General features: G+C 63.4%; 28 protein-coding genes, 1 tRNA gene and 1 pseudogene. 16 read left to right on the top strand and 14 right to left on the bottom strand.

The genetic code is table 11. From position 1 onward, the window contains the following. Positions 1-56 precede the first annotated feature (56 nt). The 3 genes from rpiA to FAZ97_RS08030 all read left to right on the top strand — a co-directional run bounded on the left by rpiA (position 57) and on the right by FAZ97_RS08030 (position 2,795). Positions 57-752 carry a ribose-5-phosphate isomerase RpiA gene (gene rpiA / locus FAZ97_RS08040; RefSeq protein WP_158757967.1) on the top strand — a complete coding sequence of 232 codons (696 nt, stop codon included), beginning with the start codon at positions 57-59 and terminating at the stop codon, positions 750-752. A 764-nt stretch (positions 753-1,516) separates the two neighbouring features. Beyond that, on the top strand, positions 1,517-2,110 hold the full coding sequence (locus FAZ97_RS08035) for a hypothetical protein (protein WP_158757966.1): 594 nt from the start codon (positions 1,517-1,519) through the stop codon (positions 2,108-2,110). A 73-nt stretch (positions 2,111-2,183) separates the two neighbouring features. Next, on the top strand, positions 2,184-2,795 hold the full coding sequence (locus FAZ97_RS08030) for a hypothetical protein (RefSeq protein ID WP_158757965.1): 612 nt from the start codon (positions 2,184-2,186) through the stop codon (positions 2,793-2,795). Between the two features lie 241 nt (positions 2,796-3,036). Here the strand turns inward: FAZ97_RS08030 and FAZ97_RS08025 are convergent, their stop codons facing one another. After that, positions 3,037-3,771: a Crp/Fnr family transcriptional regulator gene (locus tag FAZ97_RS08025; protein WP_158757964.1), complete on the bottom strand. Its 735-nt coding sequence runs from the start codon at positions 3,769-3,771 to the stop codon at positions 3,037-3,039. Between the two features lie 826 nt (positions 3,772-4,597). On the opposite strand from FAZ97_RS08025, the gene FAZ97_RS08020 reads away from it, so the two are divergent. From FAZ97_RS08020 to FAZ97_RS08010, 3 genes are all read left to right on the top strand, one after another. Beyond that, positions 4,598-6,157, top strand: coding sequence for a mannose-1-phosphate guanylyltransferase/mannose-6-phosphate isomerase (locus tag FAZ97_RS08020; RefSeq protein ID WP_158757963.1), 1,560 nt, complete (start codon positions 4,598-4,600; stop codon positions 6,155-6,157). 385 nt (positions 6,158-6,542) lie between these two features. Then, the gene (locus FAZ97_RS08015; protein ID WP_158757962.1) at positions 6,543-7,262 is read left to right on the top strand and encodes a FadR/GntR family transcriptional regulator; all 720 of its coding nucleotides are present in this window, start codon (positions 6,543-6,545) and stop codon (positions 7,260-7,262) included. Positions 7,263-7,440: 178 nt separating this feature from the next. Beyond that, positions 7,441-8,418, top strand: coding sequence for a Gfo/Idh/MocA family protein (locus FAZ97_RS08010; protein WP_158757961.1), 978 nt, complete (start codon positions 7,441-7,443; stop codon positions 8,416-8,418). Positions 8,419-8,487: 69 nt separating this feature from the next. On the opposite strand, the gene FAZ97_RS08005 is transcribed toward FAZ97_RS08010, so the two are convergent. The 7 genes from FAZ97_RS08005 to FAZ97_RS07975 all read right to left on the bottom strand — a co-directional run bounded on the left by FAZ97_RS08005 (position 8,488) and on the right by FAZ97_RS07975 (position 13,843). Then, entirely contained in the window at positions 8,488-9,147 is a 660-nt protein-coding gene (locus FAZ97_RS08005) for an amino acid ABC transporter permease (RefSeq protein WP_158757960.1), read from the bottom strand. 111 nt (positions 9,148-9,258) lie between these two features. Then, positions 9,259-10,056: a transporter substrate-binding domain-containing protein gene (locus FAZ97_RS08000; RefSeq protein WP_158757959.1), complete on the bottom strand. Its 798-nt coding sequence runs from the start codon at positions 10,054-10,056 to the stop codon at positions 9,259-9,261. Positions 10,057-10,139: 83 nt separating this feature from the next. Next, positions 10,140-11,174 (bottom strand): quinone-dependent dihydroorotate dehydrogenase, encoded by a 1,035-nt coding sequence (locus FAZ97_RS07995; protein ID WP_158757958.1) that lies wholly within the window; start codon positions 11,172-11,174, stop codon positions 10,140-10,142. A gap of 78 nt (positions 11,175-11,252) precedes the next feature. Then, positions 11,253-12,017, bottom strand: coding sequence for an arginyltransferase (locus tag FAZ97_RS07990; protein ID WP_158757957.1), 765 nt, complete (start codon positions 12,015-12,017; stop codon positions 11,253-11,255). Positions 12,018-12,276: 259 nt separating this feature from the next. Next, a complete protein-coding gene (gene aat, locus FAZ97_RS07985; protein ID WP_158757956.1) occupies positions 12,277-13,041 on the bottom strand; it encodes a leucyl/phenylalanyl-tRNA--protein transferase in 765 nt (254 codons plus the stop codon). Between the two features lie 26 nt (positions 13,042-13,067). Then, complete coding sequence (locus FAZ97_RS07980; protein WP_110384546.1) at positions 13,068-13,613, bottom strand: NUDIX hydrolase; 546 nt, start codon at positions 13,611-13,613, stop codon at positions 13,068-13,070. A 153-nt stretch (positions 13,614-13,766) separates the two neighbouring features. Next, a tRNA-Met gene (locus FAZ97_RS07975) sits at positions 13,767-13,843 on the bottom strand. A 217-nt stretch (positions 13,844-14,060) separates the two neighbouring features. On the opposite strand from FAZ97_RS07975, the gene FAZ97_RS07970 reads away from it, so the two are divergent. The 5 genes from FAZ97_RS07970 (at position 14,061) to FAZ97_RS07950 (ending at position 17,365) form a co-directional block, all read left to right on the top strand. Next, a complete protein-coding gene (locus tag FAZ97_RS07970; RefSeq protein ID WP_158757955.1) occupies positions 14,061-14,558 on the top strand; it encodes a heme-degrading domain-containing protein in 498 nt (165 codons plus the stop codon). Between the two features lie 4 nt (positions 14,559-14,562). Beyond that, a complete protein-coding gene (locus tag FAZ97_RS07965; RefSeq protein ID WP_158757954.1) occupies positions 14,563-14,910 on the top strand; it encodes a DMT family transporter in 348 nt (115 codons plus the stop codon). Positions 14,911-15,077: 167 nt separating this feature from the next. Next, positions 15,078-15,362 (top strand): DUF1488 family protein, encoded by a 285-nt coding sequence (locus FAZ97_RS07960; RefSeq protein ID WP_042268605.1) that lies wholly within the window; start codon positions 15,078-15,080, stop codon positions 15,360-15,362. 60 nt (positions 15,363-15,422) lie between these two features. After that, positions 15,423-16,133, top strand: a complete 711-nt coding sequence (locus tag FAZ97_RS07955) for a TetR/AcrR family transcriptional regulator (RefSeq protein ID WP_158757953.1) — start codon at positions 15,423-15,425, stop codon at positions 16,131-16,133. A 74-nt stretch (positions 16,134-16,207) separates the two neighbouring features. Continuing rightward, positions 16,208-17,365 carry an enoyl-CoA hydratase/isomerase family protein gene (locus FAZ97_RS07950; protein ID WP_158757952.1) on the top strand — a complete coding sequence of 386 codons (1,158 nt, stop codon included), beginning with the start codon at positions 16,208-16,210 and terminating at the stop codon, positions 17,363-17,365. A gap of 89 nt (positions 17,366-17,454) precedes the next feature. Here the strand turns inward: FAZ97_RS07950 and FAZ97_RS07945 are convergent, their stop codons facing one another. Next, entirely contained in the window at positions 17,455-17,880 is a 426-nt protein-coding gene (locus FAZ97_RS07945) for a hypothetical protein (protein WP_158757951.1), read from the bottom strand. 418 nt (positions 17,881-18,298) lie between these two features. Between FAZ97_RS07945 and ssuD the strand changes: the two genes are divergently transcribed. The 5 genes from ssuD (at position 18,299) to FAZ97_RS07920 (ending at position 21,820) form a co-directional block, all read left to right on the top strand. Further along, on the top strand, positions 18,299-19,456 hold the full coding sequence (gene ssuD / locus FAZ97_RS07940; RefSeq protein ID WP_158757950.1) for an FMNH2-dependent alkanesulfonate monooxygenase: 1,158 nt from the start codon (positions 18,299-18,301) through the stop codon (positions 19,454-19,456). 38 nt (positions 19,457-19,494) lie between these two features. Beyond that, entirely contained in the window at positions 19,495-20,352 is an 858-nt protein-coding gene (gene ssuC / locus FAZ97_RS07935; RefSeq protein ID WP_158757949.1) for an aliphatic sulfonate ABC transporter permease SsuC, read from the top strand. Beyond that, the gene (locus FAZ97_RS07930; protein WP_158757948.1) at positions 20,349-21,230 is read left to right on the top strand and encodes an ATP-binding cassette domain-containing protein; all 882 of its coding nucleotides are present in this window, start codon (positions 20,349-20,351) and stop codon (positions 21,228-21,230) included. Before ssuC ends, FAZ97_RS07930 begins: the two co-directional genes overlap by 4 nt. A 51-nt stretch (positions 21,231-21,281) precedes the next feature. Beyond that, positions 21,282-21,497, top strand: a complete 216-nt coding sequence (locus FAZ97_RS07925; RefSeq protein ID WP_158757947.1) for a TOBE domain-containing protein — start codon at positions 21,282-21,284, stop codon at positions 21,495-21,497. 74 nt (positions 21,498-21,571) lie between these two features. Continuing rightward, positions 21,572-21,820, top strand: a complete 249-nt coding sequence (locus FAZ97_RS07920) for a DUF6566 family protein (RefSeq protein ID WP_158757946.1) — start codon at positions 21,572-21,574, stop codon at positions 21,818-21,820. Here FAZ97_RS07920 and FAZ97_RS07915 read toward each other — a convergent pair. The 5 genes and pseudogenes from FAZ97_RS07915 to FAZ97_RS07900 form a co-directional block, all read right to left on the bottom strand. Then, positions 21,817-22,743, bottom strand: coding sequence for a DnaJ C-terminal domain-containing protein (locus FAZ97_RS07915; RefSeq protein WP_158757945.1), 927 nt, complete (start codon positions 22,741-22,743; stop codon positions 21,817-21,819). The two genes, FAZ97_RS07920 and FAZ97_RS07915, sit on opposite strands and share 4 nt — an antisense overlap. Positions 22,744-23,113: 370 nt before the next feature. Next, the gene (locus FAZ97_RS07910; protein ID WP_158757944.1) at positions 23,114-24,133 is read right to left on the bottom strand and encodes an FkbM family methyltransferase; all 1,020 of its coding nucleotides are present in this window, start codon (positions 24,131-24,133) and stop codon (positions 23,114-23,116) included. A gap of 157 nt (positions 24,134-24,290) precedes the next feature. Next, positions 24,291-24,428, bottom strand: a pseudogene (locus FAZ97_RS35785) (IS3 family transposase); the annotation flags it as partial. Between the two features lie 189 nt (positions 24,429-24,617). Next, entirely contained in the window at positions 24,618-25,772 is a 1,155-nt protein-coding gene (locus FAZ97_RS07905; protein ID WP_158757943.1) for an acyltransferase family protein, read from the bottom strand. Positions 25,773-26,076: 304 nt separating this feature from the next. After that, positions 26,077-26,451, bottom strand: coding sequence for a hypothetical protein (locus FAZ97_RS07900; protein ID WP_158757942.1), 375 nt, complete (start codon positions 26,449-26,451; stop codon positions 26,077-26,079). Positions 26,452-26,468: the final 17 nt, after the last annotated feature.

Below are 26,468 nucleotides of genomic sequence, written 5' to 3'. Positions count from 1 at the left end.
CATCTCCGGTAAACTATGCGTATTCCGCGTTTTTCTCCTCCTCGGGCTGTACTCCCATGACTCAAGACGAACTCAAGCAACTGGTCGGCCAGGCCGCCGCCGACTATGTCAACGCCAACGTGCCGGAAGGCGCCGTAATTGGTGTCGGCACGGGCTCCACCGCGAACTGCTTCATTGACGCCCTCGCGGCGAGCAAGGGCCGCTACCGCGGCGCCGTGTCGAGCTCGGTCGCGACCACTGCACGCCTCGAAGCGCACGGCTTCAAGATTTTCGACCTCAACGAGATCGAATCGCTGCCCGTGTACGTCGACGGCGCCGACGAAATCGACGGCACAGGCGCCATGATCAAGGGCGGCGGCGGCGCGCTCACGCGCGAGAAGATCGTCGCTTCGGTGTCGGACGTGTTCGTGTGCATCGCGGACGCGAGCAAGCGCGTCGACGTGCTTGGCCAGTTCCCGCTGCCCATCGAAGTCGTGCCGATGGCGCGCACGGCCATTGGCCGCCGCGTGACGGCGCTCGGCGGCGTGCCGGTGCTGCGCGTGCAAAAGGACGGTTCGCCGTTTATCACCGACAACGGCAACGAGATCCTCGACGTGAAAGGTCTGCGCATTAGCGATCCGCGCACGCTCGAGGCGCATGTCAACGCATGGCCGGGCGTGGTGACGGTGGGTCTGTTCGCCGCGCGCGGCGCGGACTTCTGCCTGCTTGGCGGTGAAACCGGCGTTGAGCGCATCGAATACCGCAAGGCCTGAGCGCTCTCGCGCGAGCGGTACGCTCAAGGGGCGTTTGCCTGTGCGTTGCCGCTCTTTCTTCTGGCAGGCCTGCGTGGCCTGCCGAACCGAACATCGCGATTAATCATTAAAAGAAAGCGATCTTCTGAATCCGGTTGTCTGCGCATCTATTTGATGCTTCATTCACCTTTCAATTGTTATTGAAAGAAAATCCCCATATTCAAGGACATGTCTATACGCTACGTTGAGAACCGCACACAAAACGTGTGAATGGCGTAGCAATAGTCTTACTGTCTGAGTTATAAATTCACCGTCCGGCGACGTTATGCAAACGGTTCGCTAAAAGAGACGTCGAAAAGGCCGGGCAGGGGAAGGGCGTCGCGCGACAATGCGCGGCGGCTCGAGGGTTTTTGTCAGGCGGTACACGGGGAAATAATGACAACAGCAGGTGGCGGGAAGCTTGTATCGGACTACTATTCAATAGGGTGCGCCGGGAGCATTTCATTTCGCGGGGCATTCCTTTCTGTTTTCCGGATTTTCATTTCTGCATGAACGTCTGATTTATCCGGATATGTAAAGGCGTTCCGCGCGCGATTATTAATCTGGTTATTCCAGTTTAAACGATCCTCCCGATATCGGGCTGGCTCGCGGGGATATTCGCGCGTCGCAAATGCAATGATTTTATAAGCATTGCAATTAGATCGTGTTAAATGCGCCCGCGCTATCAGGGGGAGTGCGCGCGCATTCATCCAACGCTCCCCTGTTTTATCAGGAAGACCACAATCATGAAGAAGATTCAGGCCATTTCGCTCGCCGCCATGCTCTCTTTCGCTTCGGCTGCCGCATTTGCAGGCGGTGCTGGCGGCGTGGGCGCGCCGTCGTCCTCCACCACGTCGGCGGTGGGCGCTGCGGGCGTCGGCTTTGGCGCTTCGGCACTCACGTCGAACTCCACGTCGTCGGTCAACGGCAGCTTCACCTCGGCGCTGACGGTGCCGGGCCATATCGACGCCACCGTGTCGCAAGGCAACCAGTCGTTCTCGAACGCGAGCCTCACGTTCGGTTCGAGCTACACGACGCAAAACGCCAACTCGCAAACCTACGGCCAGACGGCTAACGGCTACGTCGGTCAGACCGGCACGACGACCACCAACCAGAATTCGTCGACGCTCGGCTTCACGAGCGCCACGCAGTCGGGTTCGCAGAACTTCAACTCGTCGGTGATCAACACGTCGTTCGACGGTTCGAGCGGCAGCTACGGCGGCTCGGGCTTCACGTCGAACGCGACGGCGAACGGCAGCGGCACGGCCAATGCGGACGGCGGCGTCGGCATCGTCGCGGCAGGCGGTTCGGGTTCGCTCACGGGCGGTATGCACTGGTAAGCCGAACGGGTCAGCCGTTCACTAGCGCGTCGGAGAGGGGGGCGTTGCCCCCACTCCGTTCACGGAGAGAAGAATGAGCAAGCTGAAACAAAAAATCGCCGTTGCCGGGGTGTTGCTGTTTGCAGGGGCCGCGTGGGCGCAAACCACGCCGACGATGACGTCGGGGACCACGTCCACGTCGAGCCAGACGAGCACCGTTTCCAATACCGTCGTGCTGCCGAGCGGCGGCGCGTCGGACGTGACCTACCACGGTTCCTACGATGTGCGCACGACGCCCACGGTCTACGCGCCGGCCTTGACGGCTTCGGTTACCGAGACCTGCTGGGGCAGTATTTCGGCTGCGGTGTCGGTGGTGGGCGTGGGCGCGACGGCTGCGGGCACCATCAAGGATATGGACTGCAACAAGCGCCTGAATGCGGCCGTGGCATGGCGCATGGACCGCAAGGACATTGCGTTCAACATCATGTGTCAGGAAGACGATTTCCGCGAGGCGGCCGCGTTGACGGATCATCCCTGCGGCGACACTCGCAAGGTCGCGAAGAACGATGGTGCGCCCGTGCAGTTGCGTAACGCCGACACGAGCCCGGATCCGAAGCTTCAGGAGCCGACCGACCCGTTCGTGCGCGAACGCGAGCACCTGCCTGTCTTGCCGCTTGCACAGGCGCTCGTGCCTTCGGCCCATTGAATCCCGCAAGGCTGAGGAGCAGAGGGCGCGCGCCCGGCTCTCCAGCCCAGGCGGAAATGCGCAATTGCTTCGTTATCCTGTCTGTTATCGTTGCCTTCGAACTTGCATGAACGATTCCCCGAAATTGCGCGCAAGGCGAACAGGCACGCAAAAGCGTGCCGCTACGGGCACGCTTTGTCCGGGGACGAGTCGCAAACGGGTTCGCGGCGCAAAGCGCCAGGCACGCGCGACGATTACGCGATCACTCGACCGTTTCCGCCTGGTGCAGGCGCGGCAGCAGCCGGTCGAACTCGCGTCGCACGAGCCCGTAGCACTCGCAGGCGCGAGCTTCGAGACCTTCGCGATCGAGCACACGGATATGGCCGCGGCTGTGATGGATCAGGCCTTCGTCGTGCAGCTTGCCGGCCGCTTCGGTAATGCCTTCGCGGCGCACGCCGAGCATGTCGGCGATCAGCTGCTGCGTGACGTTGAGATCGTTGGAAGCCACGCGGTCCACTTCGATCAGAAGCCAGCGGCACAACTGCTTGTTCAGCGAATGGTGACGATTGCATGCGGCGGTCTGCGCGACCTGCGTGAGCAGCGCGTGCATATAGAGCAACATGAGACGGCGCAGGAACTCCGAGCGCGCGAACTGCTGTTTGAGGGCTTGCGCGCTCATGCGATAGGCGAAGCCCGCGCATTGCACCTGCACGCGGTTCGGCATCGTTTCGCCGCCGGTGAGCACGGGCACGCCCGTCATGCCTTCGCGGCCGACCGCCGCGATTTCGACCGAGCTGCCGTCTTCCATCGTCGAGAGCAGCGAGACGATCGCCGTGGTCGGAAAGTACACGTGATGAATGCGCTGGCCGGAGTCGCAGATCAACTGCTCGGTGCGCAAATGAACGAGTTCGAGGTGCGGGGCGAGAGCCTGCCATTCATGCGACGGGAGGGCGCCCAGCAAATGGTTGCCGTGAAGATCGGATTGAAGGGTTAACATGACTGGTCCTCGTGCGAAGCGGCGCGAGCCGCCTCCTGTTTTTTGATTCCGTACGCCGAACGCGTTTTTGTTTGCCGTTTCCCGTGCGGCTTTTGTGTTCGTCGTGCCGGCCCCATAGTCCCGCTTGTTCGTGCTGTTTCCTGCTTGTCGCTGCTTATCGCTGCTTGTTTCTGCGCTTGTTCCGGTTCCCCGTTCTGTCCTGCTCGCTCGCGCCTATGTGAAGCGGAATCGTTCGTCCGTGTCAGCGCTCTTGCGGCGATCTCTCTTTAGCAGGGTGTGTGCCAGTTGGTGCGAAAGCACGCATTCAAGCGGCTGAGCGAGAGTCGGCCATGCGGCAGCGCGGCGTAACGCCGCATTTTTGTTTCAGTTTTGTACGGCGACTTTGCGGACCGAGGCGCCGCGCATCCTACTTTTGAAAGGTGCAAGTCGATGATTCAATTGGATTATTTCGCCTGACAACGGGGGCGTTCAGAAATGGCTCCTGGTTGAAACATGCCTTCGAGGCGACGCGTGCCGCGCCCCAAAAAACAAGCGTTTTTGATTCAGTTCTGTTGCAACGCAGACGTAGCCGGCGAAAAAAAGTTCGGCGTTGACACCCCGCGTGTGAGCGGCGTTGACGCGCGCTTGCCCGGGCGCATGCGATCAGTGTGGGTATGCGTACAGATTGGCATGCGCAGGTTTGCTCCAATGAGGTCCGGAAAAGGTCTCATGAATGGGTGAGGCCTGAGAGGTCCGGGAGGCGCGAAACGCTTCGGGCGAACCCGCCGGCAGGCAGGCGCGGCGTTCGTCGACGTGACCCGACGTATTTCAACGGGGAGCTCACTGCATGAACCAGCTCGTGACGCCAGCCGGCTTGATCGCGGCAGCCAATGAACCCGAAGTCGCGCTCATCGTTCAGCCCGTGGTGCTGGCCGGGGGCTCGGGCACGCGGCTTTGGCCGCTCTCGCGCGAGCATTGTCCGAAACAGCTGATCGATCTGCTCGACGGCGAGTCGCTGCTCGAAGCCACCGTGCGGCGGCTCGACGGCGTGTATGCCCAGGCGGGCGAGGCGATCCGCAAGGCCGCGCCTGTTGTCGTGAGCAGCGAGGAACTGCGGCTCATGACCGTCGACCGGCTCGGCCGCAGCGGCATGCACGCGCGCGTCGTGCTCGAACCGGTCGCGCGCAATACAGCGCCGGCTCTCACGGTGGCGGCGCTCGCGGCGCGCGCCGGACATGAAGCGGCGCTGGCCCGCGACGGCGCCGCTGGCGTGTGCGACAGCGACCCGGTGCTCATCGCCATGCCGGCCGACCACCTGATCGCCGATCGCGCGGCGTTTGCCGCCGCGCTCGAAGAAGCGGTGGGCTACGCGGCGCGGGGCGCGATCGTCACGCTGGGCGTGCCGCCGCAGCGCGCGGAAACGGGTTACGGGTACATCGGCGCGGGTGCGGTGCTCGGCGCCAGCGGCGCGCGCGTGATCGAGCGCTTCGTGGAAAAGCCCGGCGCCGAACTCGCGGCGAGTTACGTGGCCAGTGGCGACTACCTCTGGAATAGCGGCATTTTCGTGGTGCGCGCATCGGTTTGGCTTGCCGCGATCGCGCATTGCCGGCCGGCCATCGCGGCGCAATGCACGGCGGCGTTCGAGGCGGCCGCGCTCGACGCCGACGGCACCGTGCATCTCGACGCCACGGCGCTCGCCGCGTGCCCGTCCGATTCGATCGACTACGCGGTGATGGAGTCGCTGGGCGCGGACGCGCGGCTCGCCGGCGTCGTCGTGCCGCTCGTGGCTGGCTGGTCCGACGTCGGCGCGTGGGACGCGGTGTGGCAGGTGTCGAACAAGGACGCGAGCGGCAACGTGGCGCGCGGCCGCGTGATGTTCGAGGACGTGACCGACACGTTCGCGCACTCGGACGGACGCCTCGTTGCGTGCGTGGGCGTGCACGGCGTGGTGGTGGTCGAAACGGCCGACGCCGTCCTCGTCGCGGCGCGGGACCGCGTGCAGGACGTGAAGGCGATCGTCGGCAAGCTCAGGCAGGAGCGCAGCGCGGTCGCGCAGCATCACCGGCGTGTGGAGCGGCCGTGGGGCTGCTACGACTCGCTCGATCAGGGCGAGCGCTTCCAGGTCAAGCGCATCGTCGTGAAGCCGGGCGGGCGGCTGTCGCTGCAGATGCATCATCACCGCGCGGAGCACTGGACCGTGGTGCGTGGCACGGCGCGTGTCACGCGCGGCGAGGAGGTGTTTCTGCTTTCGGAAAACGAATCGACCTACATTCCGCTGGGTGTGAAGCACCGGCTGGAGAATCCGGGCAAGACGCCGCTGGAGATCATCGAGGTGCAGTCGGGTGGTTATCTGGGCGAGGACGACATCGTGCGCTTCGACGATGAGTACGGGCGGATACAACGTTGAATGAGCGCAACGTTGAAAAGCACGACGTGGGTCAGCGCGCGAAAAGCGTGCGCAAAAGAAACATGCACGCCGGCATCCCTGCATATGCACAGCCAGGGAATGCCGATTGAATGGGAAGCGGATTCAAAAGCCATTTGAAAGCGTGTCGTTTGAAGTAAGTGGGCGGTCCATACGATCGCCTTACAAAAACAGCAGCGCAAGGGCCGATGTAACACGCGTACATACGAACAATGCGCATGCGCGCAAGCCTCATGTCAGGAGATATCCTGGCTGGCGAATTATGCGAAACGCATGGCAACGTAACACCTAAGTTCGACGACGCACGAGGGCCCGCGCAGTATCCGGCAAACATGGGCGATAACGCCCACATCGGGGGGGTAGGGTCATGGAACTGGGGAACAAGGAACGCTCGCTCGTCAGCAAGGTGATGGACGGGCTGATTTCAGGCATCGTCGAGGAGCGTTACGGCGCAGTCCTGCCTCCGCAGGACATCCTGTCAAAGGAATTCGACGTGAGCCGCACGGTCATGCGCGAAGCGCTTTCCATGCTGCTCGCGCGCCACATGCTCGACGTGCGGCCGAAAATAGGCACGCGCATCCGGCCCATGCGCGACTGGCGCATGATCGACGAGGACGTCGTGAACTGGCGTTTTCGATCGAAACCGGACAAGACGTTTTTGCGCGATGTGATCGAGTTTCGCGGCCTGATCGAACCGGCGGCGTGCGCGCTGGCCGCCACGCGCGCGAGCGCGGCCGACATCGCCGGCATTCGCGAGGCATTCGAGGTGCTGCGCCAGACCAGCACCGACGATCCGAATTTCCAGACTGCCGACGCGCTGCTGCACACGCGCATCCTCGCGGCGAGCGGGAATCAGTTTTATCAGCAGATGGCGGCGATCATTCGCGGCGCACTCTCGCTCGTGAATCCGATTCTCAACACGCGTGACGGCGGCTGGAACAATGTCGTGGCGGCGCATGAGCGCATCGTCGAAGCGATCGAGCGGCGTGCGCCGAAAGAGGCCGAAGCGGCCGCGCTTGCGATGATCGAATACACCGCCGACGAACTCACTCGCGCGCTCGCGCCCGAGGCGGTGGAGCAGCGCTAAATCCGCTGGCAGCGTCGATTCGCTCACATCAGTGCGCTTGCGGCGCGCGCATTGATGCGAGCGCATTGCGGCGCGCTGCGCGGACCGGTATCGTGCGTGTCTTTGGGTGCGCCTCGCGTGACGTAAGTTAGGTCCCGCGCGCGGCCGCCCTCGACCTCACAGCCGGAGCACGCAGCACATGAGCGAAACACAAACGATACGTTGGGGCATCGTCGGCGCGGGCCGCATTGCGCACCGCTTCGCGCAGGGCGTCGCGCACGTAGCGCATGCGCGCGTCGAAGCGGTCTGGTCGCGCCGCGCGGCGACTGCCGGGGCGCTTGCCTCCACCTGCGGCGCGAAGGTATGTGAGAGCGTGGATGCGCTCTTCGCGAGCGGCATCGACGCCGTGTATATCGCCACGATGCAGGACAGCCACGCCCACTACGCGATTGCCGCGCTCGAAGCCGGGCTGCCCGTGCTGTGCGAAAAGCCCGCCACCGTGAACGGCGCGCAACTCGAACGCGTGCTCGCCGCCGCGCGCGGCGCTCAGCGCCTCTTCATGGAGGCGATGAAACCGCCGTTTTATCCCCTCTATCGAAAGTTGCGCGCGCAACTCGATGCCGATCCCATCGGTCCGGTCGGGCTCGTGCGCGCGGGCTGTTCAGTGGCCAGCGTACCCGCCGACCATCCTTCGCTTTCGTTCGAGCAGGCGGGCGGGGCGCTGCTCGACATCGGCGTGTACGAGATGTTTTTCGCCGTCGACTGGCTCGGCGCGCCACGTGAGGTGCAGACGGTCGGGCGCCTCGGCTCGACAGGCGTGGACACCTTTGCGAGCCTGAACTGCCAGCATGAGCACGGCGTTGCGCAGCTCTTCTGCGGGCTCGATCTGCACGGCTATGGCGACGCGCTGCTGGCAGGGCCGCTCGGCAACGTGACGATCCACGCGAACTGGTGGAATCCGGCACGTGCGACGGTGCGTTATGTGGATGGCCGCGTCGTCGAACTCGACGAGCCGTTCGAGGGCGGCGGCCTTAACTACGAGACCGCGCACTTCTGCGAATTGCTGCGCGCAGGCGCGCTCGAAAGCCCGGTGATGACGCACGAGACCTCGCGCCGCATGCTCGCCATGGCCGACGCCGCGCGCGCGGCGCTCGGACTGCGTTTCCCCTGCGAGTAAAGCGGCACGAAGCCACCTGAAAAAGAAACGGCCCGCATGTGCGGGCCGTGTATGAAAACGCGCGCGATATCAGTGACGTGAGGGCAGCGCGAGGCGTTTTTCGTACCAGTGCTGCACCCATTCGAGCACCTGGCAGAGCACCCAGTAAATGGCGGCCGCAGCGAGATAGAGCGGCAGCGGCTGATACGTCGAGGCGATGATTTCCTGCGCGCTGCGCAGCAGCTCCGTCACGGTGATAACCGAAACGAGCGACGTGTCCTTGATGAGACTGATGAGGCTGTTCGAGAGACTCGGCACGGCAATGCGCAACGCCTGCGGCGCGATCACATAGCGCAGCGTCTGGGTGCGCGAGAGGCCAAGGCTGTAAGCCGCGAGCCACTGTCCGCTATGAATGCCGAGGATCGCGCCACGCATGCTCTCCGAGAGATACGCCGCCACGTTCGCGGAAAGCGCGATCACGCCCGCGGGCGTCGGGTCGAGCGAAATACCGATGCTCGGCAATCCGTAGTAAATCACGAAGATCTGCACGAGCAGCGGTGTGCCGCGCATCAGGCTCACGTACACGCGCGCGATGAACACGAGCGGGCGGTTCGAGCTGATGCCCATGAGCGCGAGCACGGCGCCGCCGATGAGCCCGAAGATCATCGAAAGCACGGCGAACTTGACCGTCAGCACCGCGCCCTGTGCGAGCACCGGCAGCGACTGGATGATGAGCGTATAGATGGGCATGGGCGTAGGTAACGAGGTGAAGTGGCGCGTTTTGCAATGGATGCACATGTGCGAAGGGCGGCATCGTGCGATGCCGCCCTTCGCGTCAGCCGGACTGAGCGTCCCTCAGGATCATTGCGTGATCGGCTTGGTCACGTCGATGCCGAACCACTTGTCCGAGATCTTCGTGAAGGTGCCATCGGCTTCGAGCTGCGTCATCGCGTCGTCGATCGCCTTGGCGAACTTCGGATTGCCCTTCTTGAACGGGATCGCCGACGGGTTGCCCGCGCCGACGATCGCGCCCGTGCGCAACGGCAGCTGCGAGTTCTTCAGCAGGTAGGCCAGCATCAGGCGGTCGTTGAGCGCCGCGTCGAGACGGTTCGCTGCGAGGTCGCGCAGATACTCGGGCGCGCCCGGATAAGTCTTCACGTCGATGCCCGGCACCGACTTGGCCATGTCCATGTAGTTCGTGCCGAGACCGACGCCGAGCTTCTTGCCCTTCAGGTCTTCGAGCGTCTTGAACTGACGCGTGTCGTCCTTGCGCTGAATGAGCTGCGCGGCCGAGTACGTGTACGCCGGCGAGAAGTCGAGCACGGCCTTGCGCTGGTCGGTGACGCCGACCTGGTTCACGATCACGTCGAACTTGCCTGCCTGCAGGCCCGCGATGATGCCGCTCCATTCGGTCGTGACGAATTCGGGTTTGAGGCCCATTTTCGCGGCCACAGCCTTGGCGATGTCGACGTCATAGCCGACCAGTTCGCCGCTGGGCGCCTTCGAGTTGAACGGGGGGAACGTGCCTTCGAGACCGATGCGCAGCGTGCCGCGCGCCTTGGCCTGATCGAGCAGGTCGTCGGCGTGGGCGCTGGCTGCGACGAACGATGCGCCAACGATTGCAAGTGCAAGGAGTTTTTTCAGCAAACCGGCTTTCATGTTTTCCTCTTGTTCTGCTGCTGCGATTCTAGTGCTAGTGCACAGCGCCTCCGATGCGCCATGACTAGCCTGCCACTATAGCTTCAGGCGCGGCCCGAGGCCAGCGCCCGCGCACATTCGGCGACGAGCGCCGGACCGCGATAAATGAAGCCCGTGTAGATCTGCACGAGCGCGGCGCCGGCCGCGATCTTCTCGCGCGCGTCGTCGCCCGAAAAAATGCCGCCCACGCCGATGATCGGCACGTCGCCGCCCAGCTCGGCGCGCAGCTTGCGGATCACGTTGTTCGAGGCGTCGAACACCGGGCGTCCCGAGAGGCCGCCCGTTTCGTTCGCATTGGGCATGCCTTCGACGGCCGCGCGCGAGAGCGTCGTATTGGTCGCGATCACGCCTTCGATCTTGTGGCGCAGCAGCGTGTCGGCGATTTCCTTGACCTGCTCGTCGTCGAGATCGGGAGCGATCTTGAGGGCCAGCGGCACGAGCTTGCCGTGCATGTCGGCCAGACGCTGCTGCTTGTCCTTGAGCGCGGCGAGGAGGGCGTCGAGTTCGCCGCCGCCCTGCAGCTGGCGCAGGTTCTTCGTGTTCGGCGACGAGATATTGATCGTCACGTAGCTCGCGAACGGATAAACGCGTTCGAGGCAGAAGAGATAGTCCTCGGCGGCGCGCTCGATCGGCGTGTCGGCGTTCTTGCCGATGTTCAGGCCGAGAATGCCGCGATAACGCGCGGCCTGTACGTTCTTCACGAACTGCTCGACGCCGTGATTGTTGAACCCCATGCGGTTGATGATGCCCCCCGCCTGTGGCAGCCGGAAAATGCGCGGGCGCGGGTTGCCCGGCTGCGGGCGCGGCGTCACCGTGCCGACCTCGATGAAGCCGAAGCCGAGCGCGGCGAAACCGTCGATCGCGGCGCCTTCCTTGTCGAGGCCCGCGGCGAGCCCCACGGGATTGCGGAAGGTCAGGCCCATGACGGTGCGCGGCGAATCGGGCACGCGCGGGGCGAGCAGGCCCGCCATGCCGGCGCGGCCCGCCGCGCCGATGGCGCGCAAGGTGAGGTGATGGACGTCTTCGGCGTCCATGCGGAAGAGCACGTCGCGAACGAACGGATAAAGGGTGCTGAACACGGTGAAAGACGCGAACGCCGAAAAATGGGAACCCGCTATTTTAGCGGTAACGCAGGCTCAGGGCGACGCGCCGGGCGTTCAGGCTTCGGGCGTGAGTGCGGCCCATGCGCCGTCGAAGAGGCCCTCGAGCGGCTGGAAGCGCGCCTTATAGGCCATTTTCGGGCTCTCGCGGATCCAGTAGCCGAGATACACGTAAGGCAGCTGAAGGCTGCGGGCCTGCTCGATCTGCCAGAGGATGTTGTACGTGCCGTAGCTCGTGTGTTGTGTATCGGGGTCGAAGAACGTGTAGACCGAGGAGAGTCCGTCGCCGAGGATGTCGATCATGCTCACCATGCACAGCGCGCCGGGTTCGTCCGGGTGCGCGGGGTTCGGCTCGCGGAATTCGACGAGGCGTGAATTGATCCGGCTTTGCAGCAGGAACTGTTCGTACTGGTCGCGGCTATCGCGGTCCATGCCGCCGCCCGCGTGGCGCGCGGACTGATAGCGCATGTAGAGCGCGTAATGAGATTCGTCGTAGTGCAGCGGCGCGACGGTCGCGATGAGCGCGCCGTGGCGCTTCCACGCGCGGCGCTGCGTGCGGCTCGGCGTGAAGCGCTCGACCGGCACGCGCACCGGTACGCATGCGCGGCAACCGTCACAGTAGGGGCGATAGGTGAACACGCCCGAGCGCCGGAAGCCGGCCTTCACGAGATCGGTGTAGACGTCGGAATTGATGAGATGACTGGGCGTCGCCACCTGCGAGCGCGCGATGCGCCCCTCCAGGTAACTGCAGGGGTAGGGCGCCGTTGCATAGAATTGCAGCGCGGAAAGCGGTGAAAGCGGCAGCTCGTTTGGATGCGTCACGTTGGCAGCTCTCGTAGCAGTTCGGATCGTCGCGTGGCGCGCGCGTGGCGCACCCAGCCTCGCGCGTAAGCCTTGCCAGATCACGCGGCGCGCCGCACGGGGCGTGCCGGTGAATGCGCCTGGGAAAGCGGCGACGGGTTCTCTCTTCAGTCTAACATTGACGCCGAACATGTATCCATCGAATTGCGCGGGCTGTGGCAAGCGCGCACGCAAGCGATCGCGCGGCTCATATGCCACTCATTTGCGGCGCGCCGGCCATTCACGCAGCGGGCAGGAACGCGTCGGGCGTGCCTCGTCCGCCGAGCAGATCGGCGAGCACGGCTTTGTCGAAATTCCACGGAATGGGCGCTGCGTTCACATGCGTACGCACATGGGCGATGAATGCCTTGCGCGAGATTTCGCGCCCGCCGAGCGAGGCGAGATGCGCGGTGTTCTGCTGGCAATCGATCAACTCGACGCCGTGCCGGCGCAGATGGGCAACGAGCGCCGCGAGCGCGATCTTCGAGGCGTCGGTGACGGAGGCGAACATCGATTCGCCGAAGAACATCGTGCCGAGCGCCACGCCGTAGAGCCCGCCCACGCGCTCGCCGCCGAGCCAGGCCTCGATGCTGTGCGCGTCGCCGATGCGGTGCAGGGTGGAGTAGGCGTCGATGACGTCGCCTGTGATCCACGTGCCGCGCTGGCCGTGCCGTGGCGCAGTCGCGCACGCACGCATCACCGCGGCGAAATTGTTGTCGACGCGAATTTCCCACGCGTCCTCGCGCAGCACGCGCTTGAGCGTTTTCTTCAACGACGGCGAGACCTTGAACTCGTCGGGGCGCAGGATCATGCGCGGGTCGGGGCTCCACCAGAGCACCGGCTGGCCGTCGGAATACCACGGGAAAATGCCGCGCCGGTAGGCGTCGATGAGGCGCGAGGGCAGCAGGTCCGCGCTGGCGGCGAGCAGACCCGGCGCGCCGCTCGATGCACCGAGCGCGCGTTCGACGGCGGGAAACGGTTCGTCGGGCGAAAGCCAGGGGACCATCGTCGCGGGCGCAGTCAGAAGAACAATCAGCCGTCGCGCAGCGAGCGCAGGACGTCGCCGGTGTGCAGCCCGAAGCTGCCGGACTGGCGATCGGCGAAGAAACAGCGCAGCGTCTGTCCGACCGTTGGGAACGCAATGTCGTCCCACGGAATCTCGTGCTCTTCGAAGAGCCGCACTTCGAGGCTTTCCTCACCGGCTGCGATATCGATGTCGAGCAGGCGCGCGAGATAGAACAGATGCACCTGGTGTACGCGCGGCACGTTCAGGAGCGAAAAGAGATTCTGTACCTCGACGCGCGCGCCGGCTTCTTCCAGCGTTTCGCGCGCCGCGGCTTCGGCGGTCGTTTCGCCCATCTCCATGAAGCCGGCGGGCAGCGTCCAGTAGCCATAGCGCGGCTCGATGGCGCGGCGGCACAACAGCACCTTGTCTTCCCAGACCGGAACCGTGCCGACCACGTTGCGCGGATTCTGATAGTGGATGGTGCCGCAATGTGAGCAGACGTAGCGTTCGCGATTGTCGCCGGGCGGAATGAGCAGGCTGACCGCCTGACCGCAAGTCGAGCAGAATTTCATGGGCACGATAGGGGGATGGGTGATGCGAGTTTATCACCGCTCAGATCGTCGCTCATGCGCTCGCAGGGAATTGGCAGGAAGGCTGCGCTTTGCGAAAGCCGTAAACGGAAAAAGGGTTACAGGCCGATGACCTGTAACCCTTTCGAATTCTGCTGGTTGCGGGGGTAGGATTTGAACCTACGACCTTCGGGTTATGAGCCCGACGAGCTGCCAGACTGCTCCACCCCGCGTCCGTCGAAGAAAAGATTATATGACAGTTCGCGCCGCGTTGCAACAACAAATGACGAGCGCCTTTCCATGCGTTTGCAAAATGGTTGCGCGGCCCACGTGGCATGGCTTGCGAGTGCGTCAGGATAGAATCGGGGCTCGGTCGGCGCAGTGCTCGCTCTTCGCGACGTTCACACTGCGCCGTGGTTTTCATGCGCACGCGCCTCACTCGCTTCTTTCATGGACATTCCCCTCGATCTGCAATCGATAGCCGCGCAGGAGCACGCGCTGGTGTTTCCCCGTTTCGACGCCGATCGCGCCTGGCAGCTCGGCTCGCATCTGCATGAACTCGCGCGGGCTCGAGCGGTGCCCGTCGCCATCGACGTGCGCACGTTCGGCCAGCAACTCTTCTTCTGCGCGCTCGATGGCGCCACGCCCGACAACGCCGACTGGGTGCGCCGCAAGTCGCGCGTGGTCGAACACTTTCGACGCAGCTCCTACGCGATCGGCTTGCGCATGCAGCAAACCGGCACGACGCTCGCCGAGAAGCACGGCTTGCCCATCACCGATTTCGCGCCGCATGGCGGCTCGTTCCCGCTCACGGTAGCGGGCGTGGGCGTGATCGGCTCGGTCACGGTCTCGGGTCTGCCGCAGCGCGCCGATCATGAACTGGTGGTCGAAGCGCTCTGCGCGCAACTCGACGTCGACTACGCGCAACTCGCGCTCGCGAAGGTCTGACACGATGCGCTTTCCCGCACTCTCAGCCTGGACCTGGCTCGTCATCGCGATCGTCGCGGAGGTCATTGCCACTTCTGCACTGCGCGCTTCGGATGGTTTTACGCGGCTCGTACCCTCGGCGATCGTCGTGGTGGGGTATGGCATCGCGTTCTATGGGCTCTCGCTCACATTACGCAGCTTGCCGGTGGGCATCGTCTACGCGGTGTGGTCGGGCGTGGGCATCGTGCTCATCACGCTCGTGGCGATGGCGCTGTATCGGCAAGTGCCCGATCTTCCGGCCGTGCTCGGGCTCGGGCTCATCGTGGCCGGCGTGGTCGTGCTGAACCTGTTCTCGAAGATGCAGGCGCACTGAAAGCTGGTGGCTCGGCGGCGACAGCACTGGCCACTGCGTTGGCCACTGAGTTGGCCAGATTCGCGCCAGGCATCGCGCCTCGCGCGTAACATGGCCGGTTACCGCCGTGCGCCGCGTCGTCCTCCGGCGCCAGTGCTTTCTGCTGGTTTTCGCCATTGGGGCTGGACATGATCATCCGCTTTCCCGCCGACGCGCCGCTTTATCGCGACGCCAATCTGACCGTGGTCTTTCCCGCCCTGGTCGACGGCACACGCGTACCGTGCGCGATATCCGTCGAGGCGCTCGAGGACCATTTCGGCGCGCTGCCCGCGAACCGCGACGCGTGGATGCAGGCGTTCGACGCCGGCCGTCCGCGCATCGAGGCCGTGGCGCGCGCCCATCTCGAACTCAGCAACGGCACGCCAGTGCTGCTCAAGAGCGGTCACTTTCCGCCTGGACGGCTGGATTCGTAATGCATGCCGCGCCCGCTTGGGCGCACTGGAATTGGGTTACGGCTATCGCCAGGCGTCACCATGGGAATTGTCGAGCGCAACAGTCGCGACCGGCCTGCAAGGCGCGCAGCGCGCGCGCATGACCAGCGCGAGCGCATTCTCGATGCGGCGCGCCGCATCGTCATACGCGAAGGCCTCGCCGCGCTGTCGATGCGCAAGATTGCCGACGCGATCGGCTATTCGCCCGCATCCCTCTACCTGCATTTCGCCGGTCGCGACGAGATTGCCGAGGCGCTCGGTCAAGAGGGTTACGCGCAACTGCTCGCGCAACTCGAACCGCTCACGCTGATCGCCGACGCGCGCGAGCGGCTTCACGCCCTGGCGCACGCCTACGTGGCCTATGGCTGCGACCATCCGCAGACTTACGAACTGATCTTCATGGCGCGCAAGGAACCTCCCGAGCGTGGGGAGCCGGCCGCCCGCCTTCAGCACGACGCACCCGTCGCGGTTGATGAGCCCGATGCGGCCGTTGCTCTGGCTTGCGGCGCGCAGCTCTTTGCCGCCACGCTGGCCGCGCTCGCACCGGCGAGCGGGGCGCTTGTCGAGCGCGCCGTCATCGCGCAGTCGCTTTGGGCCACGCTGCACGGCGTGGTGCTGCTTACGCTCGCGCGCGCCGGCTTTCAGCACACCGCGCCCGGGCCGTTGATCGACGCTACGCTCGATGCATGGTTCGGCGCGCGAGCCGCTGCGGCTACGTCGTCGAACGTGCCTGCGCCTCGCGTGGCGACGTGATAGCCTCGAGAAGTCTGTGATTGCGCCTCACCCGATTCAGAGACGCCACTCATCGTTTCGCCTTGCCAATCGCCATGTCACACGAAGCCAACGCAAGCCCGACCCCAGCCGATACCGAAGCCCATGTGCTCACACGCGTAGCAAACCGCATCGGCTATATCGAACTCGAGCGCCCGCAGGCGCTCAATGCGCTCACCACTGCCATGGTCCGCACCGTGCACGCGGCGCTCGATCGCTGGCGCGACGACCCGGGCGTCCTCGCCGTGATCGTGCGCACGCGCCACGCGCGCGCCTTCTGCGCAGGCGGTGACATTCGCTTTCTGTACGAGTCGTACCGCGCGGGCGAGCAGGCAGCGCTCGATACGTTCTTCTCCGACGAATATCGCCTGAACCACGCCATCTTCACGTTTCCGAAGCCGTATATCGCGATGCTTAACGGCGTGGTCATGGGTGGCGGCATGGGCATCTCGCAGGGCGCGCATCGCACGGGCGGGCTGCGGCTCGTGGGGCCGACCACGCGCATGGCGATGCCGGAGACGCGCATCGGCCTTTTTCCCGATGTCGGCATGGGCTGGTTCCTTGCGCGCACGCCTGGCGCGATCGGCCGGTATCTCGCCGTGACGGGCGAGACGCTCGATCAGGCCAGCGCCGTCTATGCGGGCCTCGCCGATGCGTCGCTCGACGAGGCCGCGTGGCCCGCGCTGCTCGATGCGCTCGAGAGCGAGCCGTTCGCGAGCGGCGCGGAAGTGGTCGCGCGCATCCGCCAGGCGGCGCTGCCTGCGCCCGAGTTGCAGCGCCTCGCCGAAGGGTCGTCGCTGGCCACGGCTCGCGGCTGGATCGACCAGCATTTCTCGCTCGCCGATGTGCCGGCCATGCTGGCTTCGCTCGAAGCCGCGCAGCGCACCGGCGTTGGCGCGCAAGCCGGGTGGGCGGGGCAGAGGGTGGAGGTTTTGCGCGAGCGTTCACCGCTTTCGATGGCGGTGTCGCTCGAGGTCGTGTCGCGCGCGGAAGGCACGATGGCCGACTGCCTGCGCCGCGACCTCGACCTCACGCGCTCGAGCTTCGCGATCGGCGACGTGATGGAAGGCATACGCGCACGCATTATCGACAAAGACAATCATCCGCGCTGGCGCTTCGCGACTATCGAGGACGTGCGCCGCGAAGACGTCGAGCGGATGTTCGAGAGTCCCTGGAGCGCGATGGACCATCCGCTGCGCGAACTCATTGGTTGAGCGGGTTAGCGTGGGAGCAGCGGGAGAGGAGGGCGGAAAGCGCGGCGGTGAAACACGGGCCGCGCATTGCGCACGGCCCGCAGGCGGGGTCAATCTTCGAGCGTTTCGCTCATGAACGCGCGCATGAAAACGAGCGCGCCCCAGCCCCACATTGCGTTCGAGGCGAAGCCGGTGGCGAGGCGCGGCAGCATGTTGCCGCTCGGCCAGATGCCGCGCAACGGGTCGACGACGAACACCATCGCCGCGGTGAGCACGATGCCGCCGAACACGAAGGCCTGAACCCACGGCGCGGGGCGCGAAGGCGACACGCGCAGCAGCCACGCCATCAAGATGGCCCAGATGGCGCTCCAGATCGCGTTCACGAGGAACTCGGGCAGCCCGAGCGGCAGGAACGGGTCCGTCGAAAATCCGGCCGCATCGGTGACCTGAGCGGCATGCAGGAGCGCGAGCGTCGCCTCGCGAAAGAAGAGCGACGCCAGAAAGCCGGATACGAACGGCAGAATCAGTTTTTGCATGAAATCGTGCGAGGGCTTGCTTGGCCTCGCCGCGCTATGAGCCCTATGGAGCGTTCTCGCGCGCGGCGTGCCGGTGTTTTTGTGGGTGCGTGCGCCATTATATCGGCGCGCGGTGCGCGCGAGGCGCGCCGTATGCTAAAGCGTCGGGCAAAGCACGAAAGTGGAAAACCTAAGCTCAAAAAAATCGTTCTAAAGGGCGAGGGCCGTCCCTAGACTGGTTCCCCATGAAGACGGCGCCGCCGTCGCCGGGCGCTGCGCGAGGCGCACCGGCGAGTGCACCTGAAAGCGCGCCGGCGCATTCCGTCAGCTGTCGAATCCTTTCAATCGAGCCATGAGCGGCGCGTTCTTTAGCGCGGCGCACCCGCGCGCGTCCGCAGCAATCTGCGCCGCGTGTCTAAAAGCCAGGCAGGAGCAATGCATGAATGTTTTCTGGTTCATCCCGACCCACGGTGACAGCCGCTATCTGGGTACGACCCAGGGCGCACGCGCAGCCGATCTCGCGTACTTCCAGCAGATCGCCGTCGCCGCCGATACGCTCGGCTACGAGGGCGTGCTGCTGCCCACGGGCCGTTCGTGCGAGGACGCCTGGGTCGTGGCGTCGAGCCTCATCGCCGCGACGCGACGCTTGAAGTTCCTTGTAGCGATCCGCCCGGGTCTTTCGTCGCCGGCGCTTTCCGCGCGCATGGCCGCGACGTTCGACCGGCTTTCCAATGGCCGCCTGCTCATCAATGTCGTGACGGGCGGCGATACGGCCGAGCTGGAAGGCGATGGCCTCTTCGTCGATCACGACACGCGCTACGAAATCACCGACGAGTTCCTGCACATCTGGCGCAAGCTGCTCGCGGCATCGCACACGAATGAGGCGATCGACTTCGAAGGGCAGCATCTGCGCTCGGTAGGCGGCAAGGTGCTGTATCCGCCGGTACAGCATCCGCATCCGCCGCTGTGGTTCGGCGGCTCTTCGCCGGCTGCGCACGCGATGGCGGGCGCGCACATCGACACCTATCTGACGTGGGGCGAACCGCCCGCAGCCGTCGCGAGCAAGATTGCCGACATTCGTGCGCGCGCGGCGGAACAAGGGCGCACGATCCGCTTCGGCATCCGCCTGCATGTGATCGTGCGCGAGACCGAAGAGGAAGCATGGGCCGCAGCCGACAAGCTCATCAGCCACCTCGACGACGAGACGGTCGCGCGCGCCCAGGCCGCGTTCGCGAAGATGGATTCGGAAGGCCAGCGCCGCATGGCCGCGCTGCACGGCGGCAAGCGCGGCACGCGCAAGGATCTCGAGGTGTACCCGAACCTGTGGGCCGGTGTGGGTCTTGTGCGTGGCGGCGCGGGCACGGCGCTCGTCGGCAATCCCGAGCAGGTCGCTGCGCTCATGAAGGAATACGCGGAGCTTGGCATCGAGACGTTCATCTTGTCCGGCTATCCACATCTGGAGGAATCCTACAGATTTGCGGAACTCGTGTTCCCGCTGCTGCCGGGGCGAACGGCAAAGGGTGCGGGCGGTCCGCTTTCGGGGCCGTTCGGCGAAGTAGTCGGCAATCACTACCTGCCGAAAGTCAGCCAGAGCTGAGGCGCTGGAGATAGGCAGCGATCGTGGAGGACACAACGATGACGGAATCTGTGGTAAGGGCCGCACCCGCGCGCGGCTCCGTTAGTCCGGGCGGCGCACTGCGCGCTGTGCGGACATTCGTGCGGGCGAGCCGGCGGCGGCTCGCGCCCTGGCTCTTGCCGCTGGCGGTGCTCGTGATCTGGGAGGTCGCCGCGAAAAGCGGCGCGCTCTCGACGCGCGTGCTGCCCGAGCCGCTCGCCGTGCTGCGGGCCGCCTGGTCGCTGATCGAGTCGGGCGAGATGTGGGCGGACGTGCGCGTGAGCACCTGGCGCGCGCTTTCGGGGTTCGCGATCGGCGGCGGCATCGGGCTCGTGCTTGGCCTCGCTACCGGGCTGTTCAAGCCCGTGGAAACGGCGCTCGACTCGACCGTGCAGATGGTCCGCAATATTCCGGCGCTCGCCATGATTCCGCTCGTGATTCTGTGGTTCGGCATTGGCGAGGAGGCGAAGGTATTTCTCGTGGCGCTGGGCGTGTTTTTTCCCGTGTACGTGAACACGTTTCACGGTATCCGCTCGGTGGACGCCAATCTCGTCGAGATGGCGCGCAGCTACGGGCTCAAGGGCTTCCCGCTCTATCGCGAAGTGATACTGCCGGGGGCGTTGCCGTCGATTCTTGTCGGCGTGCGCTTCGCGCTCGGCCTGATGTGGGTCACGCTGATCGTGGCCGAAACGATCTCCGCGCAGTCGGGCATCGGATACATGACGATGAACGCGCGCGAATTCCTGCAAACCGACGTGGTGGTGGTCGGCATCCTGCTCTATGCGGCGCTCGGCAAGCTCGCAGACTGGCTGGCGAAGTCCATCGAGCGCGTGGCGCTGCGCTGGCACCCCGCTTATCAACAGGAGAACGAAGCATGAGCGTGAGCCAGGTGGCGCCGAACTACGGTGCGGGGCGGGACGGCTTCGAACGCGAGCAGGCGCGCGGACGCAATGGCGGGGCGCAAGTCTTGCGTGAAAACGTGGCATTGCGCACGCATACGCATGGCGCGGACGCCGCCGTTGTACTGCACGGTGTGGGAAAACGCTACGGCGAGCGGGCCGTGCTGAGCGGCTTTGACCTTGCGATCGAGCGCGCCAGTTTTGTCTCGATCGTCGGACGCAGCGGATGCGGCAAGTCCACGCTGTTGCGCCTGATCGCAGGTCTCGAAACGCCGGACGAGGGCGAGGTGCAGCGGCGAGGCGCAGAGGGTGCAGCGCTCGATACGCGCATCATGTTTCAGGACGCGCGCCTGCTGCCATGGAAGACCGTGTTGCAGAACGTGATGCTCGGCCTCGGACGCGGCGCGCGCGATGACGCCCGCGCGGTGCTCGACGAAGTGGGCCTGCTCGCGCGCGCCGACGAGTGGCCCGCGCGTCTTTCGGGCGGCCAGCGGCAGCGCGTGGCGCTCGCCCGCGCGCTGGTGCATCGCCCGAGCCTGCTGCTGCTCGACGAGCCGCTCGGTGCGCTCGACGCGCTCACGCGCATCGAGATGCATTCGCTGATCGAGCGCTTGTGGCGCGAGCACCGCTTCACCGCGCTGCTGGTGACGCATGACGTGCACGAAGCCGTCGCGCTGGGCGACCGTATTCTGCTCGTCGAGGCGGGACGTATCGCGCTCGATCAAAGCGTGCCGCTCGAGCGTCCTCGTGCGCGAGTGGACGCACGCTTCGCCGCCCTCGAGGAGAGCGTGCTGCAACGGGTGCTTGGCCACGGCGCGCAGTCAGCCGCCGGGCAGCATTCGGGCGCGGCGGCTTGAATCGTTTATCAGGAATCCTCTTTTTACACTCGAAAATACGGAGCCGAACCTATGAGCATTACCGCCATCAACGTGCGCAACCAGTTTCGCGGCAAGATCAAGGAGATCATTCGCGGACCCGTCGTTTCCGAGGTCGATGTCGACACGGCGTTCGGCATCGTGACCTCGGTGATCACCACGCGCTCGGTCGACGAACTCGAGTTGAAAGTTGGATCGGAAGTGGTCGCGCTGGTGAAGTCCACGGAGGTGTCGATCGCGCGCCTGTGAAGCGGAGCGCGCGTGCGAGTCGCGCAGGGGCGAAGTGCTAGCATGAGTCGTCAGCAGAAGACGGAGAGGCGATCATGGAGCCGAAGGGCATCGACATGGGCGACTACCAGGAGCGCTACAAGGACTACGACATCGAAGTCGCGGTCGAGCAAGTGCTCACGGGCGTGAAGGCGCATTTTCGCGTGCTCAAGGACGATACGGTCGTAGAGGACTGGCAGCTCGTGCATATCACGCGGCTCTGGTCCACCGAGCACGCGGCGGCCGAGGCGGGCTTCGAAGCTGCGCGCGCGTGGATCGACGCGCGCGGCGCACCAGCGAGCTAGCGTTTGCCGTGCGAGCCCGCGCCGGGCGACTGGCTGGCTCGGCGCGCTGCTTCGACGAAGATGTCGCGTAGCTGCTGGCGCTCCGCGCCGGTCAGATGCGCGGCGGCGGCCGGCATCGTGAGCACCAGGTGCAGCGTGAGGGTGCCGCGCGTGCCGTTGCGGTCCGCGAGCCCGAGGCCGGGCAGACGGATTGGCGTGCGCGCATTCGCGTTCGCCGGAATCTTCACTTCGTACGTGCGGCCGAGTATCTTCGCCTGAACGCTGCCACCCAGCATGGCCGTTACGAAGTCGGTCTGCAGTTCGCAGGCAAGGTCGAGCCCGTGACGGGTAAAGCCCGGGCCGCAAACAATGGAAACAGAGAACGTGGCGTCTCCGGGCTGGCCGCCGTTCACGCCGGGATGGCCACCACCCGGCACCACCAGACGCTGACCGTCCCAGGCCCCGCGAGGAATTTCGACGACTTGCGACTTGCGCCATGCCTTCACGCCCGTACCCTGGCACTGCTCGCAAAGCGCACCGCGATCGGTTAGCTCGCACGCCGGACACGGACCTTTGACAGGGTAGTGGGCTTGGACGCCGCCGCCATCGAGCGCGACTTCGAGCGGTACGAATAGCTCGACGAGGCAGTTGGCGCCGCGCATGGGTGGCGCCGCGCGACGTTGTCGCGGTGGCGCTTCTGCACCGCGGGTTTTGCTGGTCGAGCTTGCGGCGCCAGTGGTGCCGGCCGTTGGCGCGATGCGCCTGCCGCTCAAAATCTCGAAGGCTTCCTGAATGCGCTTGAACACCGGCTCGACCGTCGCCTCGTGCCCCTTGTTGCGGTCGGGGTGGTACTTCGCGCGCAATTGACGGTAGGCGCGCTTGATCTCCGCCGGCGACGCAGTCTCCGGCAGTTGCAGCCGCTTATAGTATTCCTCGAAGCTCAAGGGCGTTCCTGGGTGTCTCTCGTGCACAGACGCGAAAAAGCCCGCAAACACTGCGGGCTTTTTGGTCCACTACTGAATTCTTTGGGGTGGCTGACGGGACTCGAACCCACGATAACAAAGCCCTGTGATTTCAAATCCGGAATGGAGCGCACTTTATCGCTCCGGCTCTGGCGCGGGTTTGCGACGATTCATTCCGAGATCTGCAGTCTATTTTAGCGGTTCCCGCCGATGCCATTATACTGTATATCGATACAGTATAATGGCGATGTGGATCTAATTATTAAGCTCCGCTGGACCCTCGTCGCGACGGTCCGCGGCGCGTGCATCGGCACGCGCCCGTCGATCAGCACAGCCTCGGCAGCGGCATGGATCAAGACGCCTTCGGTGCAATCAAATAATTGATACTGTCCACCGTTTTAACAAATTCATATCCAATTCCAATCACAAAATTCACATAATCCTGGAATGACGTGCCAAAATCAGCCTGAAATTGCTCTTCATATTCGAAAATGATCGGCATTTTATTTTTCAGAATCAGATTTTTTGCTCCTTCCATGGCAAAGAGGTCGCAGCCCTGCACATCGACCTTCATGAACGTGACCGGACCATCAATACCCAGATCATCGATCTTTACCGTCGTGACTTCCCGGCCGGATGCGGCGTGTGGATCGATGCCATAAGATCCGTATGTCGAAAAACGTACAAAATCCTGATCCGGAAAGAATACCGTATTTCCCGTTTCGTTATGTACGGCCTTATTTACGATTCGTATGTTTTGAATGCCGTTTACGCGAATATTTTCCGCGAGTACATGGCCCACATAGTCGTCAGCCTCGATCGAGAGCACTTGTCCAAAAGGACCTACCATTCTGGAAAACAACAGGGACATTTGCCCGAAGTTTGCCCCGACATCAATGGCCGTAGTCCCCGGTCGAATATATTGCTCAGCGCATTGAATAATATTTATATCGAAAATTCCGCCTTGTCGAATCGTTTGTCCAATAATATCGCCATCCGGAATTACGGGCACAAACATTTTCCCGGCTGGATTGTCTACCAGATCAAGCGACGGCTTTTTCGGGAATTTGGCAATTCTATTTTTGCGCTCCTCGCGCTCGCTGGAAAATAGAACATGCTGATCAGCTGGAAGCGTGCGAACGACGTTTTCTGCAAGCTGCTCGTTATGCGGAAAAATCAGAGACAAAATCCGAAATGCATTCCCAGCTTGCTGCAAGTCGCCCAATTGCTCATGGGAGCACGCCAAATGGACCAAGGCTGGGGGATGATGAGGTTGCACCTTCAGCAAAGCTTTTGACAACTCTGCGCATTCCGAGAATTTTTTCCCCTCGAATAATTTCGGCAGTTCCATTACCGCTTCATCGAATGTCATGTCGACCTTGTCATCATTTAACGAACGTCTTAACCCGAGATATTCGGGCTGCCGGCGGCCGTGTCATGAACACGGCCTACCTGACTCACTGTTCACGGATCCTGCCTGCACCCGCTGGCGTTGCCCGCGAATTTCGGATCCCTCAACTGCGCGGAGATTATGCCACCCGTTGGTTCGGGTAGGCGTACGCGTCCTGCTCGTGTTGCATCGGGCTGACGTGGTCTAACGTCGAGTGCAAGCGCGAACGATTGTGCAAGCTGTCAGCACGGCGTCGTGTCCGTCTTTTTCTGGAGAGTTCAGGATCTGATTTGCGCGAGAGATGGTCGCCCGCAGCCTGTGGATCTCCCGCAACAGTTCGAGCACGACAGGTTCCGGCTGGTCATCCCGTATCTGTGCGAGGCGGTCGGAGGTGAGGGGCGGGCGGTGCAGAGATTGGCAATGTAAGCGTTCCCGAGGAAGCGAACGAACCCGAGAAAGGAGGTGACTATGGCCGGCTGACAGTCATTTGGTCTGACGCTGCGGAGGGCTGCAATGTAATGCGGCGTGCGGCGTTCATGCCGCGCTTGCGAAGTGGAGCCTCAACAAGTCTGTAGTTCAGTTCTGCAAGGGCAGTTATTAATGCGAGCGCCGTAATGGCGTAGCGAATGGTGTATGTGCCGTTCGGATGCGAGAGGCCGAAGCGCTCCGTCCACCGGGTCCAGAGTTCGTGCGTGATCATATACGCAGGAAGATGGCACAAATAGATCGCATACGAGCGCGAGCCGATCCACGTCAGAATGGGCCGCAGCCAGCGAGATGGAAGTACGTACGCCTTATTGAACGACGCTGCATAGACGAGCGCGGCGGAGGCGAGCGCCATCATGCCCACATGAAAAGGAACCGTCTCCAACGCTCCGGGGATAGCGGCTAAGGTGAAAATGAGGAAGAGGCTCACGCCCCAGGCCTTCGAGCTCTTCTTTAGCGAGAGCGGTTCGAAAATGCGATATTGAGGCGTGCGAGAGAAGAGGTAAAGGACGATGCCCCATAGCAATGCGTCCAGCCGCGTTGCCCAAAAGATAGTTCCCGTGCTCCGATACATCGGAAACTGTATCGCAATTGCAAGTAGCAAAACGCGGTGGCGCCACGCGATAGGGACAAAGACGACGAAAAACGGGAAGATAAGATAAAACTGTTCTTCGAGCGCCAGGCTCCAATACACGAAGCCTTGCCCCATGTTGATGCCAAAAAACGTGGCGAAATTCGCGACACCCGTCACGATTGCAATGCTGCGGCTGATTGTGTCATGGACATTGCCGAATGCCCCCGTTTCATTGAAAAGGAACGTGCCGGCGCCCATGATGATCATCCATAGCCATGCGGACGGCAACAGTCGGTAGACTCTGCGGGTCCAGAAAGCCTTGACGACAAGCCACTCTCGTCCCTCTCCGCGTGCAACGTCAAGCGACTCTATTAACGACTTGCTGACAACGTAGCCAGATATACAAAAGAAAAGATCAACACCCCCCCAAAAGTGCAGATAGTCTTCGATTCTCCCCAAAGGATGGGGCGACCACCGAAAAAGTACGTTCAGATGCTGGAGCGCCGTGAGGAGGATGGCGACGGCACGCAAACATTCAATATCGATATTTTTTTTCGCCATCTTGGATTGACTCGAACTGCATATTCGCCTGGAGGCCCGCGGGATGTGGCCGATTGTACAGGGTCGAATGAGGCCGCATGATTGGATACATAAATCCCTTTAGTTCAACGGCGAGCGACGGCAAGCGGTGGCAGAGTTGGAGTTCCGTTCGCTGACGTCCTGCCGATGTGTCTGCGAAACAGTACCAACCACGCGCCTCGTGAACGGGGGGCCTTCTTATGCCGAAAGTGGCACTAATGTGAAATGGGCGATCGCTGCAAACTGGAAGACACGAGACAATGGTCGCGGTCTGAGGCCGACGATGCTAGAGGTCGCGCCGAGACAAGACCTTGTGATAGCAACTGGCGCTGCGACTGGCCGAACAAGAATTTGCCAAAGCGGTCCCCGCGTATGCGTAGCCTTTTGAGAGCATGCACCGGTCCAGGTCGTCGTTCGAAAGAAACGGCAGCGGCTGATCGTCATGCATTGCCGGCGCGCATGACGTAAAGGCTTCTTCAGGGACAGTCGCTTCTACTGCGGTGAAATAGATCGTCGCAAGAAAAACCGCGAGCGACGAAACAATCCATCTTTTTTTCATGCTTGTGGCGCGAAGAGTCTGCTGCTCGTACAGAATTGGTACAAGGCGAAGGTGTCCGGCGTCTTGTTGTGAACCGGCGGCTCCGGTGCCCTTGCCGGTCACGAACAATTCATGAGCAG

It is taken from the genome of Paraburkholderia acidiphila, from assembly GCF_009789655.1.
Taxonomy (GTDB): Bacteria; Pseudomonadota; Gammaproteobacteria; order Burkholderiales; family Burkholderiaceae; genus Paraburkholderia; species Paraburkholderia acidiphila.
Note: the sequence above shows the minus strand (reverse complement) of the source record. Positions and strands in the feature narration are given on the sequence as shown.

Coding starts and splice junctions, on each gene's coding strand:
- FAZ97_RS07920 (WP_158757946.1), top strand. CDS start 21,572: ATGGAGCCGAAGGGCATCGACATGGGCGACTACCAGGAGCGCTACAAG.
- FAZ97_RS07930 (WP_158757948.1), top strand. CDS start 20,349: ATGAGCGTGAGCCAGGTGGCGCCGAACTACGGTGCGGGGCGGGACGGC.
- FAZ97_RS07965 (WP_158757954.1), top strand. CDS start 14,563: ATGCGCTTTCCCGCACTCTCAGCCTGGACCTGGCTCGTCATCGCGATC.
- FAZ97_RS08035 (WP_158757966.1), top strand. CDS start 1,517: ATGAAGAAGATTCAGGCCATTTCGCTCGCCGCCATGCTCTCTTTCGCT.
- ssuC (WP_158757949.1), top strand. CDS start 19,495: ATGACGGAATCTGTGGTAAGGGCCGCACCCGCGCGCGGCTCCGTTAGT.
- FAZ97_RS07925 (WP_158757947.1), top strand. CDS start 21,282: ATGAGCATTACCGCCATCAACGTGCGCAACCAGTTTCGCGGCAAGATC.
- FAZ97_RS07970 (WP_158757955.1), top strand. CDS start 14,061: ATGGACATTCCCCTCGATCTGCAATCGATAGCCGCGCAGGAGCACGCG.
- ssuD (WP_158757950.1), top strand. CDS start 18,299: ATGAATGTTTTCTGGTTCATCCCGACCCACGGTGACAGCCGCTATCTG.
- FAZ97_RS08030 (WP_158757965.1), top strand. CDS start 2,184: ATGAGCAAGCTGAAACAAAAAATCGCCGTTGCCGGGGTGTTGCTGTTT.
- FAZ97_RS07945 (WP_158757951.1), bottom strand. CDS start 17,880: ATGCAAAAACTGATTCTGCCGTTCGTATCCGGCTTTCTGGCGTCGCTC.
- FAZ97_RS07955 (WP_158757953.1), top strand. CDS start 15,423: ATGGGAATTGTCGAGCGCAACAGTCGCGACCGGCCTGCAAGGCGCGCA.
- FAZ97_RS08000 (WP_158757959.1), bottom strand. CDS start 10,056: ATGAAAGCCGGTTTGCTGAAAAAACTCCTTGCACTTGCAATCGTTGGC.
- FAZ97_RS07950 (WP_158757952.1), top strand. CDS start 16,208: ATGTCACACGAAGCCAACGCAAGCCCGACCCCAGCCGATACCGAAGCC.
- FAZ97_RS08005 (WP_158757960.1), bottom strand. CDS start 9,147: ATGCCCATCTATACGCTCATCATCCAGTCGCTGCCGGTGCTCGCACAG.
- aat (WP_158757956.1), bottom strand. CDS start 13,041: ATGGTCCCCTGGCTTTCGCCCGACGAACCGTTTCCCGCCGTCGAACGC.
- FAZ97_RS07905 (WP_158757943.1), bottom strand. CDS start 25,772: ATGGCGAAAAAAAATATCGATATTGAATGTTTGCGTGCCGTCGCCATC.
- FAZ97_RS07910 (WP_158757944.1), bottom strand. CDS start 24,133: ATGACATTCGATGAAGCGGTAATGGAACTGCCGAAATTATTCGAGGGG.
- FAZ97_RS08010 (WP_158757961.1), top strand. CDS start 7,441: ATGAGCGAAACACAAACGATACGTTGGGGCATCGTCGGCGCGGGCCGC.
- FAZ97_RS08025 (WP_158757964.1), bottom strand. CDS start 3,771: ATGTTAACCCTTCAATCCGATCTTCACGGCAACCATTTGCTGGGCGCC.
- FAZ97_RS07960 (WP_042268605.1), top strand. CDS start 15,078: ATGATCATCCGCTTTCCCGCCGACGCGCCGCTTTATCGCGACGCCAAT.
- FAZ97_RS08015 (WP_158757962.1), top strand. CDS start 6,543: ATGGAACTGGGGAACAAGGAACGCTCGCTCGTCAGCAAGGTGATGGAC.
- FAZ97_RS07980 (WP_110384546.1), bottom strand. CDS start 13,613: ATGAAATTCTGCTCGACTTGCGGTCAGGCGGTCAGCCTGCTCATTCCG.
- rpiA (WP_158757967.1), top strand. CDS start 57: ATGACTCAAGACGAACTCAAGCAACTGGTCGGCCAGGCCGCCGCCGAC.
- FAZ97_RS08020 (WP_158757963.1), top strand. CDS start 4,598: ATGAACCAGCTCGTGACGCCAGCCGGCTTGATCGCGGCAGCCAATGAA.